This window comes from Henriciella marina DSM 19595 (genome assembly GCF_000376805.1).
GTDB lineage: Bacteria > Pseudomonadota > Alphaproteobacteria > Caulobacterales > Hyphomonadaceae > Henriciella > Henriciella marina.
Map to the genome: position 1 here is coordinate 277,993 of NZ_AQXT01000002.1, position 14,937 is coordinate 292,929.

The following is a 14,937-nucleotide window of genomic DNA, read 5'->3' on the forward strand; positions in this document are numbered from 1 at the left end:
ATTTTTACTATAGAAACATAAACTTAGACAATAAAATTTACTCGGCCAGTTCATCTTGCAATACTGGCTTTGTCAAGCTCGTACCGGGCGTCCGGCCGCTAAGTCTCCGCTGCTTTCGTCATTGTCGGCTTCGCTGTGAGCTTCGCTTCCCAGCGTTTCAGGTAACACAAGGTCACCCATCAACAATTCAAAGAAAGTGGCATTCCGTAACTTGGCGTCAAAAATCATTTTCTCATAACTAATTACTTCGATGAAAACGTTATAGGCTGATTGATACCTGTAAAAGCCTGTCTCATCCCATGTATGACTAAAATCGTGCTTCTTGAGCAGAGCCTTCATGGAAGGTTTTAGGTCATCAATTACAAAGGCATGGATCGGCGCATTTCCGCGAAGCTGGTGGCTTTTTCCATCTAAGTCTACGATCTCACCTTGGTTGCGAATAAATTCAGCAGTGTCCAAGACTTGCTGTATGGGATCAAATCCTTTGCGCCCAAACGCGTAATCGTCACGACCAGGTCGCTTAAACTCTACAATTAGTGTGTGAGAGCCTGATTTTTCGCCAAGCACTAGTCCGTCTTCATAAAACACTAGATCTGCGATTTTGCTGCCTTTAGGCCGACCTTTTCCAGTAGTTACTCGGTCGCTGGATACATAAGAAACAAAACTCAGACGGTCATCTATCAGCCAGAGATTCAAATCTAATACGCCCAATTCCGTGGTGTCGGAGTGACGTCGCATAATAATTTCATGCATTACGTCCTCCTTTTTAAATTTCCCGACGTCGTCTAAACCTCGTATTTTATCAGTCACTTCAATGATTTTTTGCCGATGTAGAACATACTGAGCTAAGGAATTTTTTCGTATGTCGTCTAAGTTATCAAAAATAGCCTCGTAGTCTTTGTTTTCTATTTGATGGCTGTCGATAAATGAATTTATTTTCTTGTACCAACCTTTCTCCACTCTGTGTTTAGAAACAGAAAGATCTTCAACGAATCTAACTTCATCCCACCCATTAGGTTTGGTGGAAACATACTCCGCAATTGAATGCCCGCGCAGACCAATTCGAAGCATCGGGTTGATGCTTATGATGCTCGTTACAGCCCGAGCTTTTCGAGCCCTTATCTTTGCTTCTTCGTCCCGTTCGTTTTGTAGAATGACTTCGCCAATAGCTTTAACAATACTTCCAATTTCTTCTGGAGAAATAGTTAGCTTTGTCCGGGAATCATCGACATGGTCATCCAAATATTCCCCCGAAACCTGAGCTATTAGCACATACGGCGAGCCGTCTGCTGATTGGAAGTGGGGAGCCCCTACCTTTTCCGTAATATTGCGTGCAGAGCCTACAATTCTATTGGCTGCCGTCATGAATAGCGAATGATGCTTAAACTGTCGGCCTTTGGTTACACGAGATATATTGTAGTCCAGTTCTACATTCTCTCCGCCTAGTTCGACACTGATCTTACCTGATTGGGAGAACGTAAATGTCTTAGTGTAGAGGTCACGTCCCCTATAAGTGGTTCCATCGAAATCGATTTCGATACTGGGAGCTTTATTCTCCAAAAAGTAGGAAACGAACTGGGACACGATAAGACTCGAAAATAGCTCGCCTTCGAGTTTGCTATGCAGGTGAGCGAATTTGGCTTTGATGCCTCGATAAGCGACGCGGCAGCCGATATCGTCAATGTCCGGTGTGACGTCTTCTTCGTCGTAAATTTCGTCATCTGATCGATAAATATCGAACTTGAAGGATCGAGAGCCAGCGACTCCCGGTGAAAGGAAGCGAGATTGGTATCCAATGTCTTGGAAGCACTTAAAGGCCATAAACCGACCCACCCCCTTGCCTTTGCGAGTCAGTTTGTGGCCCGAGTAGGGAGTGAGAAAGTGCTGGTAATTGACGTCGTCGAGGCCAACTCCATTGTCGCTTATTGATATCTCGAAATCTGAAGGGTCGTCACCAGTTGAGACGTTAATGCGGATTTTGCCCTCCTTCACAGAATTGCTAAAACCGCGATCTTCAATAGCGTGCAACGCGTTCGAGATGCACTCATAAATGGGGATTAGAAAGTCATCGAGCTCAGAGCCGATTTTAGTGCGCTCTAGAACTGCTGCCATATCGGGCTTTTTTAACTCGGTCATTTGAACTTTTTCTCCCCTTAATTTTCAAATATGAACCAATACGTCTTTGAAAGACAATCCTAAGTTGGGAGCCTTGCTCAACCTCAAGAAGCGGGGGCGGAGCCGCCCGGTCACCTCAGTTCATTAGGTTGATCGCACATTGCACGTGCCAAAGCTGCGCCTCAGTCCCTAAAATTGATCCTATTGATCGATTTTTTACCTTCAACGTAGGCCGCTTGTTCAACGTCTCAGTTTCGTCATCCCGGCCGATCTTAGGGAGAGTCAGGACCCAGTTCGCCTGGGTCCCGCGCTCTTCCTGAACGATAGGGAGCATTGGTTAGTTGCGCAGAAGGTGATACTTAGTTGATTGAGGTTGAAAAGACGGTGTCAGAGGGGAGGGGCGATCTTGGACGACGATTGGCCAAAATGCATATGGTGCAACAAAATCCTACACGATGGAGGACATGATGGTTTGGCATGCACGGCGCGATGTCTGTATGAGTCGGCTAGGGCTTCAGTTCATCCTTATGCGCGAGTAAATGAAGAGGGTGAAATAGTAGCGGACCCTCAGTTGACCCAAGTTTTTTTGGCCAAAGCGGAAGCAAAGCGCGAAACCCCGCTAACCGCTGAAAAGCCGCCCTCGACGCCCAAGTCGGCTATTAGCGGTTCTTGGTTAGGTGCGGTAGTACTGATATTTTTCTTGGGTCTGGTACTGATTGTTCCGATGTGTAGTTGAGGTGTCGATCATTCGCCGACGATTGGCGTCTGAAGCGCTTGTCGGGATCATTCCGCGATGAACGAGGACGCTGAACTTGCCGCGATGCTCCATCTTTCGACAGGCAAAGGATGAGGATCAGCCTAAAGCCCCAGCTCTTCCTCTCGCAGCGCTTTCAACTCATCCCTCAAGCGTGCCGCCTCTTCGAACTCCAGATTGGCCGCTGCTTCGCGCATCTGTTTCTCGATGCTGGCGATGACGGATTTGAGGTTGTGGCCTGAGCCGGGTTCGAGTTTGGCGACGGCGTCTTCGGCCATGCCGCGTGCTGGGAGGCGGCGGGATTTGCCGCCCTTAAGCTGCTGGCTCTTGCCGCCTGGCTTTTCGCCGAGGTCGGCGAGGATGTCGGCGACGGCGCGGACAATGGTGGTCGGCGTGATGCCGTGTTCTTCATTATGGGCGATCTGTTTCTCGCGGCGCCGCTGGGTCTCTTCCATGGCGCGTTCCATGGAGCCGGTAATCCTGTCGGCATAGAGGACGACGCGCGCTTCGGAGTTCCGGGCGGCGCGGCCAATGGTCTGGACCAGGGATGTTTCCGAGCGCAGGAAGCCTTCCTTGTCGGCGTCGAGAATGCCGACAAAGGCGCATTCGGGGATATCGAGCCCCTCGCGCAGGAGGTTGATGCCGACGAGGACGTCGAACTCTCCGAGGCGGAGGTCACGCAGGATCTCGATCCGCTCCACCGTGTCGATGTCGGAGTGCATGTAGCGCACGCGCACGCCCTGTTCGTGCAGGTATTCGGTGAGGTCCTCGGCCATCTTCTTGGTCAGAGTGGTGACGAGGGAGCGGAAGCCCTTGGCGGCGACGTCCTTGACCTCTGAGAGGAGGTCGTCGACCTGGTTGATATTGCCATTGTCCTTTGTGCCCGTGACGGGGCGGACTTCGACCGGCGGATCGATGAGGCCGGTGGGGCGGATGATCTGTTCGGTGAAGATGCCGCCTGTCTGCTCCATCTCCCACTTGCCGGGGGTGGCCGAGACATGAACGGTCTGGGGGCGCATCGCCTCCCATTCGGGGAATTTGAGCGGGCGGTTGTCGATACAGGACGGCAGGCGGAAACCATATTCGGCGAGGGTCGACTTGCGGTTGAAGTCGCCCTTGAACATCGCGCCGATCTGCGGGACGGTCTGGTGGCTCTCATCGACGAAGACGAGGGCGTTTTCCGGCAGGTATTCGAACATGGTTGGCGGCGGCTCGCCCGGCAGGCGGCCGGTGAGGTAGCGGCTATAGTTCTCGATGCCGTTGCACGAGCCGGTCGCGGCCATCATTTCCATGTCATAGGTGGTGCGCTGTTCGATGCGCTGGGCCTCGAGCAGCTTGTTGTGCTTCTCGAAATGGGCGAGCGTTTCCTTCAGCTCTTTCTTGATGCCGCTGATGGCGCCGTTGAGCGTCGGGCGCGGCGTCACATAGTGGCTGTTGGCGTAGAGCTTGATGGCGGGCAGGTCGGCGGTCTTCTTGCCGGTCAGCGGGTCGAACTCGACGATGCTTTCCAGCTCGTCGCCGAAGAAGGAGAGCTTCCAGGCGCAATCGTCATAGTGGGCCGGGAAGATGTCGAGCACGTCGCCCTTGAGGCGGAAACTGCCGCGCTGGAAGGCGGTGTCGTTGCGGGTGTATTGCAGGGCGACGAGTTTCTCGGCGACCTCGCGCGGGTCGATCTGCTGGCCCTCCTCGAGCTTGAAGGTCATCGAGGAATAGGTCTCGACCGAGCCGATGCCGTAGATGCAGGAGACGGAGGCGACGATGATGACGTCGTCACGCTCCAGGATGGCGCGGGTGGCCGAGTGGCGCATCCGGTCGATCGCCTCGTTGATGGAGGATTCCTTCTCGATATAGAGGTCCGAGCGGGGGACGTAGGCTTCGGGCTGGTAGTAGTCGTAATAGGAGACGAAATACTCCACCGCATTGTCCGGGAAGAAGGATTTCATCTCGCCATAGAGCTGGGCCGCGAGCGTCTTGTTGGGCGCGAGGATGAGGGCGGGGCGCTGGACCGCCTCGATGACCTTGGCCATGGTGAAGGTCTTGCCCGTGCCGGTCGCGCCGAGAAGGACCTGGTCGCGCTCGCCCTGCTGGATGCCTTCGACGAGTTCGGGGATGGCGGTGCGCTGGTCGCCGGCGGGCTCATAGTCGGAGGCGACGCGGAAACGCTTGCCGCCCTCGATCTTTTCCCAGCGCCTGTCGGGACGGTGCGGGGTCCAGTTATCGGATGGGAGCTGCCCCGACGCATCGCGCGCGGCACCGGACCAGTTGAAGGTTGCGCCTGCATCAGCGACGCCGGAAGAAGGAGAACGAGCCATGAACGGGAAGATGGGGCAGGGTGGGGGGCGCGTAAAGGGCTATGTGTGCGGTGGGGTGCAGGCGGCATGAACCGGCCCTCGCCATGGCTGGAGAGGGCTGGTCCGCCTGGTCCGAGATGAGAGGGGCGCGGGTGTCGCCGCGCCGTAATTTATACGCCGAACTGCCAGGAAAGGGCGGCCTTGAAGTTGCGGCCCGGCTCCGACACACCCTCGAAGACGCGGTCATAGTCGTGCTCGAAGATGTTATCGATACCGACGTCCAGGCGGACGTTCTCGGCGAATGAGGGCGACCAGCTGGCATAGAGGTCGACGACGACATAGCCGTCTCGCTGTTCGGCAATGGTGAAGCCGCCCGCGCCATCGGCTTCGCGGCGTTCGAAATCGTCGGCGATCTGGATGCGGGAACCGATGCGGCTGTTCCACTCCGGCATTTTCACACCAAAGTTCAGCGCCAGCCTGTCCGCCGTCAGCGAGCCAAGGTCGGAGCCGTCAGAATTGTCGGTCCCTTCGATGATGGAGAGGGTCGCCTGGCTGAAGAAGCGCTCTGAGTCGTAGCGAAGTTCGCCTTCCCAGCCTTCGATCTGCGCAGAGTCGACATTGGCCGAATTGGTCGTGCCAGCTGTGCAGGGCTGAAAGGCAGGCGGCGCAAAGCAGGTCGGGTCGTAGGCGAAATCGACCGAGAGGTTGATGAGGTCCTGCGCGTCCGTCTCGAAATAGCTGAGCTTGCCTTGAAGGCGGTCGCGGCTGGTCCAGACATCGCGGAAATCGATCCCTGCGCCAAATTCTACCGTTTCGGTCTTTTCCGGAACGAGGTCCGGGTTCGGGATGAAATTGTTGTTCACGAAGACGAATGAACCACGAGCAGGGTTGAACAGGATGGGATGCGGCACCGAGAAGTGCACACCATCGAGATAAAGCTCGTTCACGGACGGTGCACGGAAGCCTTCGGAATATGAGCCGAACGCACGAAACCATGTCGCGCCGGCCGGCTCGAAACTGGCTGCGAAGCGCGGAGAAACGGCATCGTCAGAATTCGTCTGGCCGACCGACACAGAGGATGAGCTTTCGAACTCATCGAACCGCACGCCGGGCACGATGAGGAGTTCACCGAACTGTGTGGCGATGACGGATTCAAGCTGTGCGAAGACGCCAGTAAACTCGCTCATGCCGTCCGGAACGCCGTTCCGCGTGCCTGTTACGGTTTGATCGTCAGTGCCGACCTGTTCGTCTTCATACCAGTCTACGCCGATGGTGATGGTGTTCTCGCTCTGGCCAAGCGTGAAGCGGGACGCGTTGCGGACGCTGAAGCCCGTCGTTTCAATATCTCGCGAGATCGTGCGCGGGACAGTCTGGTCGAACTCATCGACCTTGCTGTCAGTCTGATAGGCCGTCAGGGTCGTGTCGATCCAGTTATTGCTGGCGGGATTGAAGGTGATGGCGGCGCGGTAGGTGTCAGTGACGATGTCCTTTTCGACATCGCGGTCGAGTACGGTGTCGCCGGTGCCAGCGGTGCCCTGTCCGTTGTTCGGTTCAATCGCTGTATTGTCGAAACGTTGCCATGAGGCTTCGAGGTTGAGGGCGTCGGTCAGCGCGTAGCTGCCCTTGAGGAGGGCGGACTGGATATCGTCATCGGAGGGCAGGGACGCGCCCGAGCCAAGCTCGATATCGCCAGACTGGCGCAGGCCAATGCTCGCGACGCCGTCGAACTTGCCCTGGCGCGTAAAGCCGGAGAGGGTGGCGAGGGTCTCTTCATTGACGCTCTGATAGCCGAGCCGGATACGGGCGCCCATGGTCTGGTCTTCTGCGAGGAAGTCTGCTGCATCGACACTTTCGAAGGCGAGGACGCCGCCGACGGCGCCAGACCCGTAGAGCGCGGAGGCGGGGCCTTTGACGACTTCCGCCTTTCCGATCAGTTCAGGGTCGAGAAAGAAGCGGCCATCATGGGCCGAGGTAAAGCTCTGGCGCGCACCATCGACGAGGATGAGGACATTCTGACCCGAGAGGCCGCGGATGCTGGGCAGCTCGCCCGTCCGGCGTGGGCCGCCTGCGAAGTCCAAACCCGGCACATCGCGCAAGGCATCCGAGACAGTAGAGGGGGCGAAGGTGTCGAGGTCATCGCGCGTAATGACGCTGACCTGGCCGGGATAGTCGAAGACCGGGATGGGGTTGGAGGTGCCGTAGACGGTCACGGTCTCCTCGCGGCGTTCCTCGTCGTCGGACACGTCCGGGCTCTGCGCCAAGGCAGGGGCCGACAGGACGAGTGCTGTGCCCATCAGCAGGCCGGCTCTCAGGCTATGGTGGCTTGTAAACTTCATGACTTCCCCTCATGATTACTTGAGAATGATTTGCAGTCGCTCTCATTGCATAGGCTTTCGAGTATTGCAAATGATTCTCACTATCATTATCAAAGGGGGGCTAAGGCTCTTCAGTGGGGCCAGCCAAGAGGGATAAGACTATGCGAAATTCGGCTTCATTCAGCGCGCTCGCCTGCGCAGCTTTCTTACTGACATCCTGTGCAGCGAGCGGTGCCGCTGCCGGCCAGACCCGCTCTTCAGAGGTGTTGTCTGCGGGAGAAGAGGCAGCCAGTTTCGAGCGCGACCGGCAATCGGTTCTGGCGATGGCGGGGGACTACAAGGTCACATTCGATTTCATCGAGACCGTGCCCTTTGTGGAGGGCTATGAGCTGAAGGACCGCAAACTGTCAGGCGGCAATGAGATCGTCCGGGTGGTCGAAGACACGGGCGACTTCATCAGCCTGCAGCACATTCTTGTGGTCGGACCTGAAGACGCGCCCATCGTGGTGAAGCACTGGCGTCAGGACTGGCGGTATGAGCCGCAGCGGGTTCTGGTTTTCATTGGCGGCAATGCGTGGGAATGGCGCGATGTGCCAACCGGTGAGCGCGAAGGCGCCTGGTCGCAGACGGTGTATCAGGTCGATGACGCGCCGCGCTATGGCGCGGTGGGCGACTGGACGTATGAGGACGGAATTGCCGAGTGGACCCCGCCGGCCGAATGGCGCCCGCTGCCGCGCCGCGATATGACGACGCGTGATGACTATCATGCGGTCGATGCCGTCAATCGTCACGCGTTGACGCCCGACGGCTGGGTGCATGAGCAGGATAATTCCAAGCTGATCCTGGCCGGAGAGCCGCAGGCGCTGGTCCGTGAAATCGGGGTGAACACCTACCGGCGCAGCTCTGATTTCGAGGTGGCTGTAGGCGATGCCTACTGGTCTGCGACCGAAGACTATTGGGCGGGCGTGCGCGATGAGTGGGCGGAGATCGAAGCGGAATACCCGCGTTTTGCCATCACCATAAAAGGCGAAACCGAAGCCCTGTATAATCCGCTACTTGGCCTTGCGAATGAGGTGCAGGAAGGTGAGCGCGATACCGCGTCGGCCATCAGCGAGGCGCGGTCAGTCATCCGCAGCTTTGTGACGCCAGATATCGGCGAGCTTGCTGATCGACTGCATTCGGCAGACCATTCGGCTGCTGGGGACCAGGGATGATCCGATCGCTTATTCTTGGGGCTGCGACGCTCGTCTTTGCAGCCCCGGCTTTTGCCCATGCTGGCTTCATCGTTCCGATCACGGACAGTCCCGATGATGCGGGGAAGATCCTCTTCCATGCAACATTCAGCGATGACTTCCCCCAGATGGAAATTGGGCTCACTTCAGACGCGTGGATCATCATCATGCCAGATGGAGAGACGGCAGAATTCGGCCGACTGGCGGAGCGTCCTGACAGAACCATTCTGGAGGCGACGGTCGAGAAGGGCGGCCTCTACCGTTTCTCCTCCGGCGAACGTCTCGGCCGCAAGGGCGAGGTTGCCCTGATTGATGGTGCGTATTTCCTGCTTGGCCGCGATGGTCTGGACAAGGAAACGCTGCCAGACCGCGCAGATGTTCTGAGCTCGCAGACCGCGACCGTATCAGACCTTTACATAGCGCTCGGGGAAGGCCCGCACGCATCTCTGGAGAGTGAAATCGGCAGACTGGCGATCCGGCCGGGCGCGAACCCTGCGGATCTTCGCGTTGAAGAGAGATTTGAGGCGGACCTCCTGTTCGATGGCGCGCCTCTCGCGGGGTATGACGTTACACTCTTTTCGCCTGGCTCTAGCCGGGATGAGGGCGAGCCGGACACGGCTTTGAAGACCGATGAGGGCGGCCGCCTTGCATTTACCGCGTCAGCGCCGGGCGAGTACCTGCTTATGGTCCGGCACATCGCGCTCTCACCTGAGGGGGCCGAGACTGATGTGCGCAGCTATACGACCACGCTGACGCTGCTCGTTGAGGCGGCTGAGTAGCGACACCTCTCGACCTGATGCTGGACCATTTACTACAGAGGCGGCGTCATGAGCGGGTCCCTCGCGGGCCAGGTAGTCCGCAGCAGCATCACGTTCGTGCGAGGTTTTCCGGATCGGGATTGACAGGGGCGGTGCAAGACCGTCGAGTGGGCACTGAGCGATGTGCCTGCGAGTACAAAAAAGGCACACGTCGGGAGGAAACGGTGCCATGGCGATTGTGGACCCTGAGGCTGCGCCGATCGCGGCTGCGACATCTCCGTCAGCACATGACGGGCTGAGACGACGCGCGATCTATCTGCATGGCTCGCTGGCGATCCCGCTTGCGATCTATGGCTATCCGCTCGCGATCTGGCTGCCCGCTCATTATGGTGCGAGCCTCGGGAGCCTTGCGCTCGTTGGCACACTCCTGATGCTGGCGCGCTTCACCGACGTCTTTACCGACCCGCTCATGGGAGAGATTTCCGACCGGGGGCGCACGCGGTTCGGTCGGCGCAAGCCTTATATGGTGCTCGGGGCGCCTTGCCTCATGGTGTCGGCGTGGTTCCTGTTCGTACCGCCTGACGGGGCCGGGGTGCTCTATCTGCTTTGCTGGCTTACCGCTTTTTTCGCGTCGGCGACAATGATCCAGATCCCCTTCCGGGCCTGGGGGGCAGAGCTCTCTGCCGATTATCATGTCCGCAGCCGGGTAACGGCCGTGCGGGAGTTCTTTGTTCTTGGCGGTCTGTTGCTTGCTGCGGCCGTGCCGATGGTGGTGGAGATCCTCGCCGATGGCGGCGCCGTGGTCGAAGTCTTCGCGGCCATGTGGCGCGACATGATTGGCGCCTTTTCCGGCGATATCATGAACCGGGTGCCGAGCGATCGTTCTGCGCTTGTGCGGCCGGTTCTCTACTGGCTCGCCATTACGATCATTGTCGCGGTGCCACTTCTGACGCTGCTGGTGGTCACGACGGTGAAGGAGCCCCCGCCGGCCGCTCGTGAGCGGGTGCCGGTTATTGAAGGCTTCCGGCATATGTGGCGCAACGGACCGATGCGCCGGGTCCTGATGATCGCCTTCCTGGTGGTCGCCGGGGAGAGCCTGCGCAACGCGGTTTCCCTGTTTTTTATTCGCGATATCGTCGGCATCCCGACAATCGGGGCGGCGTATTTTCTCTATTTCGTGGCCGGGATTGCGGCGATTCCGTTCTGGCTGTGGATGGGGCGAAAGGTCGGCAAGCACCGTGCCTTCCTAGGCACTCTGGGGTTTGTCAGCTTTGTGAGCGCGGCAAACCTGTTCCTCGGTTATGGCGACTATTTCGCTTTCTTCTGCCTCTTCCTGATGAAAGGTTTCGCATTCGGCGGGCTTCAGTTCCTGCCGCTCGCGATGCTTGCCGATGTGGTGGATGTCGACAGCGCGCGGTCTGGCGGGCGGCGGGCTGGCGCCTACTTCGCGGTCATCGGCCTGTCGGAGAAGCTGGCGGCGGCGATATTCACCGGCATCGCGCTCAATATTGTGGGCCTGCTGGGCTATCAGGCGATGGGCGCCGCCGCCTCGGCAGAAGAGGGCGTACTGGCGCTCCGCCTGGTCTACTGCCTCGGCCCGATTGCGCTTTACAGCCTCGCTGTGCCGCTCATCTGGAGCTATCCGCTGACGCCTGAGCGTCATGCGCGCCTTCGCGCCAGCCTTGAACGGCGCGCGGCACGGCTGGCCGCAACAAGAGAAGCGGGCGCGCCTTCAGCGAGCGACTGAGATTGCTAGAGCCGCGCTTCGCGCAGAGCCTTGCGCCTCGTTTTGCCAGCGTCGTCGCGTAGGGGTTCGCGGACAAGCTCGATGGATTTTGGCTGTTTGTAGGTGACGAGGCGCTCGCGCAGATGCGCGGTGAGGGCGGCCTCGTCCAGGTCACCCTTGGGCATGTCGATAATGGCGTGGAGGCGCGACCCCATATCCTCATCCGGCAGGCCGATGACGGCAGAGCTGCGCACACCTTCGAATGCATCAAGCGCGGCCTCGACCTCTGCCGGATAGATGTTCGCGCCGCCGACGATGATCATGTCTGACTTGCGGTCGGTGAGGTAGAGATAGCCGTCGGCGTCCATCCAGCCCATGTCGCCAAGGCTCTCCCAGCCGCCCTCGATCGCCTTGGCTTCGGCGCCGAGATAATAGTAGGAACTGCCTTGTCCCGCGAGCGGGCGCAGGAACACTTCGCCCACCTCGCCGGTCGGGACTTCCTGCCCATCCTCGCCGAATATCTTCATCTCGCAGCTCTCGACCGGCCGCCCGACGCTGCCCTTATGCGTCAGCCATTCGGTGCCCTGTATCGTGGTCGAGCCCTGACCCTCTGTGCCGCCATAAAGCTCCCAGATGACCTCCGGGCCCAGCCACTCGATGAAGGCCTCCTTCAGCCAGGGCGGGCAGGGGGCGGCAAGGTGCCAGAGCGCATTGAGGCTCGAGACGTCATAGCGGGTGCGCACCTCATCCGGCAGAGCCCAGATCCGGCGCATCATGGTTGGCACCATATAGGCGGTTTCGAGCTTCACCCGGTCGATCAGCTCCAGCGTCTTCTCGGCATCGAAGCGGGTGGTGACAGCGACGCTCGCGCCTTTGAAGAGGGCGATCACGGCCCACATGAAAGGGCCATTATGGTAGAGCGGGCCGGGGATCAGCATCGAGCCCTGCGTGCGGATTTCGAGGAAATCCATCTCCGTGTCCCACTGCGCCGGCAGCTTCGAGACGATGAGCTTTGGCCGGCCCGTAGAGCCGCCTGAGGTCATCGCCTTGAAGGAGGCGGCGGTCTTCTCCGGCAGTTCGGTATCAGGCAGGGAGGCGTCCGGCGTGTAGCCAGCCGGGACGGACGGGGTCGGCGCGTATTCGCCGTCGGCAACGCCAACCACAAGCGCGGGCTTACCGAGCTCGACGATCTGGTCGCGCTCATACTTTGGCAGGCGGGCAGAGACAGGCTGCGGCGTCGCGCCAAGCTTCCAGGCGGCAAAGCAGGCCTCGAAGAATTCGAGGCTGTTGGGCAGCGCGATGGTGACGAAACTGTCCTGGGTGACGCCGAGCGCCGCATAGGCTCGCGCCAGCCGGTTGGTGCGCGCATCAAGTTCGGCCCAGCTGATCTGGTCACCCTCATGATCGACAGCGACTCGGTCCGGCTGGATGGCCGCCCAATGGGCAAGAATGCGCGAGAGCGACAGGACAGGCATGGGCGGTTTCCTCTGGTGCGGGCCGTCTGATGCGGCCCGTTCTTGGGTGCTAGCTTAGTTGAAACTTCCGCCTAAGCGCCAACAAAAACAGAAAAATGAGGAGTGTCGAGAGCAGGCTGTGCACCGTCCCAACAAGCTTAAATCCCAATTCATAGCTTTGCGTGAGATGAGCCGCCAACTGAACTGAGCCGCATAGGCCTTCTTCTAAGCCGCAAGTGTCGAGCCCTTCGCGTCCAAAGAGCGGGTTGAACACAAAAAAGGGTCGAAAAGTGAGCGTGAGACCTAAAATTCCAGAATTCGCAACAAGCTGCGTCGAACCAGTCAGGCCGGTGCAGATAGCTATCAAAAAATAGAGGGCAGCAGTGACAAACCACAGCGCTCCAAGCAAAAGCACGGGTCTAACGAAGTTGCTGCCATAGCTTGAGAGAAACGAGTATCCGGATGCGAAGAACTTCTCCGATTTGGAAACCTCTCCCTCATCGGTTCGCATGAAGCGAGCTTTAAGTTGTTCAGTGTGAAATTTGGACTGGTAGTCGTTTGCTTTGATTGTTTCCATGTGCTTGGCGAGTGTCCGAAACGAACCTTCTGTCACACTTAGTCTATCGTCTCGTTTTCGACCTGACTCAGCGAGCACGAAAGGTTTCCAGTCAAATTTCGTCCTGCGGAAACTGGTGTCAAAATTGAAGGTGCAGGATTGGAAGCGTGGAGCGCGATGAAACAAGCAATCTTCAAACGCGGTTCGCTCACGAAACTCCCGGTTTTCGAAGGTAACCTCATCCCAAAATTCAGAATTTCGGACATCGACATGACCGATAGATGGCTTCGTGTCATCGCGAGTAGAGCGAGCAATGAACGCTCTATGGAACTGATTTTTACTTACCTCGGAATCAGTGTTTGCGACCAGTGTCCCGATACGGGCGTCCGTAAGGTCTACTTCTCCAGCAAATTCACAGTCAGAAATCTTTAGCGTGCGCTCAATGGAAGATTCTCTACCATTCAGCCCGCGGGCGCTATCTAGAAACCTTACGCGATCAAAAGTGATCGATTGGATCGTGCTATTCTGTGCCTCCAAGCATTCCTTCAATATGGACTGCTCAAGGCACAATGTTTCGAGGCGACTGCCCTGCACGGTAAGCAATGCGATCTCAGCCTTTCGAATTGAACAAAGCGCCAATCTTGATTCGGAAGGCATGCTATTCAGCGTCAACGATACTAGAGTTTGATCAGCAATTTGAATGGTGCCGCCTCCAGTGCCGATAAAATTTAAAGAGCGTATTCCGCTGTGTGCTTTGAAGTTTAGCGAGCGTTGGATAGTACTAGAGACAAAGGTAAGTCCAATTCCTGTCTCAATTGAATCAGGGAAATCAAAGCTTTCTCTAAACCTCCCTGACCGCATTAAAAGTCCATTAGAAAACCGACAGGAACGCAGCTTAGAGGTTTCTGTGAATCCCTTGATCTCTATCGGACATTCCGAAAGGGTTTGTGTAGCGCTGCCTACAATGGTTGCCTGCGGCGCTCCCGCTTGGTCGGTAAAATAACAGTTCTCGGGAGAATGCACATCGGGTCCGCTTTCATCAAAAACGCACCAGTTCGCCGTGTAACTTTCTTGCCAACTGAGCCTCCTCTCCGGATCTCGGAAATTATTGATTATTGCGCCTTCTGCGAACCGATCCAGAAGTGCTCGCACATCCTGAGTAAACCGCCGCTTATGGAGATGAGAGATTTGGCGTTGGGCTTCCGAAAGCTGGTCTTCCTCCAAGAAACCAAGGGGAATATGACTAATCGGCCATTCGCCTCCACAAATTTTTACTCTGTCGCTTGCACTGTTAAGCCATACGTGGATCTCGTTTGAGGAAAGGTTCATCTTGTTTAAGCGCCGGTGAATTCCGGGCACAGTGTAGTCTCTAGCTCGCCAACAGGCCCACCAAGCAAGCCGCGTTGCTTCGGCGAAAGTCGCCTTATCCTCGTTTGGCACCGGAATTTGGAAGCTGAGTAGACGCAACCAGTGCTTCTCTGCACTTCTGAAGGCAGATGACTCTGAACCTAATTCAGATGGTTTGCCCCAGATTTCTGAGTTGAGATCTTTTGAGCGCTTCAATGCGTACTTTAATTGAGACGAAGTTAGCGCAGGTTGAAGTGCTATTTTGCTCGAATCATCAGCCATCATCGGCGATGATTTCACACGCACCTTTCAACTAGAAGCGAAAGTTGCGCGACTTTGGGGATTGTGCCCAAGTTAACTTAACAGTGCTGGTGGTTCCCAAGCCTATT

General features: G+C 57.3%; 8 protein-coding genes. 3 read left to right on the forward strand and 5 right to left on the reverse strand.

Features of this window, described 5'->3' with window-relative positions:
- Nucleotides 1-72 precede the first annotated feature (72 nt).
- The 3 genes from F550_RS0101360 to F550_RS0101375 form a co-directional block, all read right to left on the reverse strand.
- On the reverse strand, nt 73-2,136 hold the full coding sequence (locus F550_RS0101360; protein WP_018146727.1) for an ATP-binding protein: 2,064 nt from the start codon (nt 2,134-2,136) through the stop codon (nt 73-75).
- Between the two features lie 837 nt (nt 2,137-2,973).
- Nucleotides 2,974-5,181 (reverse strand): excinuclease ABC subunit UvrB, encoded by a 2,208-nt coding sequence (uvrB, locus tag F550_RS0101370; RefSeq protein ID WP_018146729.1) that lies wholly within the window; start codon nt 5,179-5,181, stop codon nt 2,974-2,976.
- A gap of 149 nt (nt 5,182-5,330) precedes the next feature.
- Nucleotides 5,331-7,496 carry a TonB-dependent hemoglobin/transferrin/lactoferrin family receptor gene (locus F550_RS0101375; protein ID WP_018146730.1) on the reverse strand — a complete coding sequence of 722 codons (2,166 nt, stop codon included), beginning with the start codon at nt 7,494-7,496 and terminating at the stop codon, nt 5,331-5,333.
- A 140-nt stretch (nt 7,497-7,636) separates the two neighbouring features.
- Between F550_RS0101375 and F550_RS16520 the strand changes: the two genes are divergently transcribed.
- The 3 genes from F550_RS16520 to F550_RS0101390 all read left to right on the forward strand — a co-directional run bounded on the left by F550_RS16520 (nt 7,637) and on the right by F550_RS0101390 (nt 11,212).
- A complete protein-coding gene (locus tag F550_RS16520; RefSeq protein WP_018146731.1) occupies nt 7,637-8,689 on the forward strand; it encodes a DUF6607 family protein in 1,053 nt (350 codons plus the stop codon).
- Nucleotides 8,686-9,486, forward strand: a complete 801-nt coding sequence (locus tag F550_RS0101385; RefSeq protein ID WP_018146732.1) for a DUF4198 domain-containing protein — start codon at nt 8,686-8,688, stop codon at nt 9,484-9,486. Before F550_RS16520 ends, F550_RS0101385 begins: the two co-directional genes overlap by 4 nt.
- A 208-nt stretch (nt 9,487-9,694) precedes the next feature.
- Nucleotides 9,695-11,212, forward strand: a complete 1,518-nt coding sequence (locus tag F550_RS0101390) for an MFS transporter (protein ID WP_018146733.1) — start codon at nt 9,695-9,697, stop codon at nt 11,210-11,212.
- A 5-nt stretch (nt 11,213-11,217) separates the two neighbouring features.
- Here F550_RS0101390 and F550_RS0101395 read toward each other — a convergent pair whose 3' ends face one another.
- On the reverse strand, nt 11,218-12,666 hold the full coding sequence (locus F550_RS0101395; RefSeq protein WP_018146734.1) for an AMP-binding protein: 1,449 nt from the start codon (nt 12,664-12,666) through the stop codon (nt 11,218-11,220).
- 49 nt (nt 12,667-12,715) lie between these two features.
- Entirely contained in the window at nt 12,716-14,848 is a 2,133-nt protein-coding gene (locus F550_RS19055) for a hypothetical protein (RefSeq protein WP_156807782.1), read from the reverse strand.
- Between the last annotated feature and the right edge of the window lie 89 nt (nt 14,849-14,937).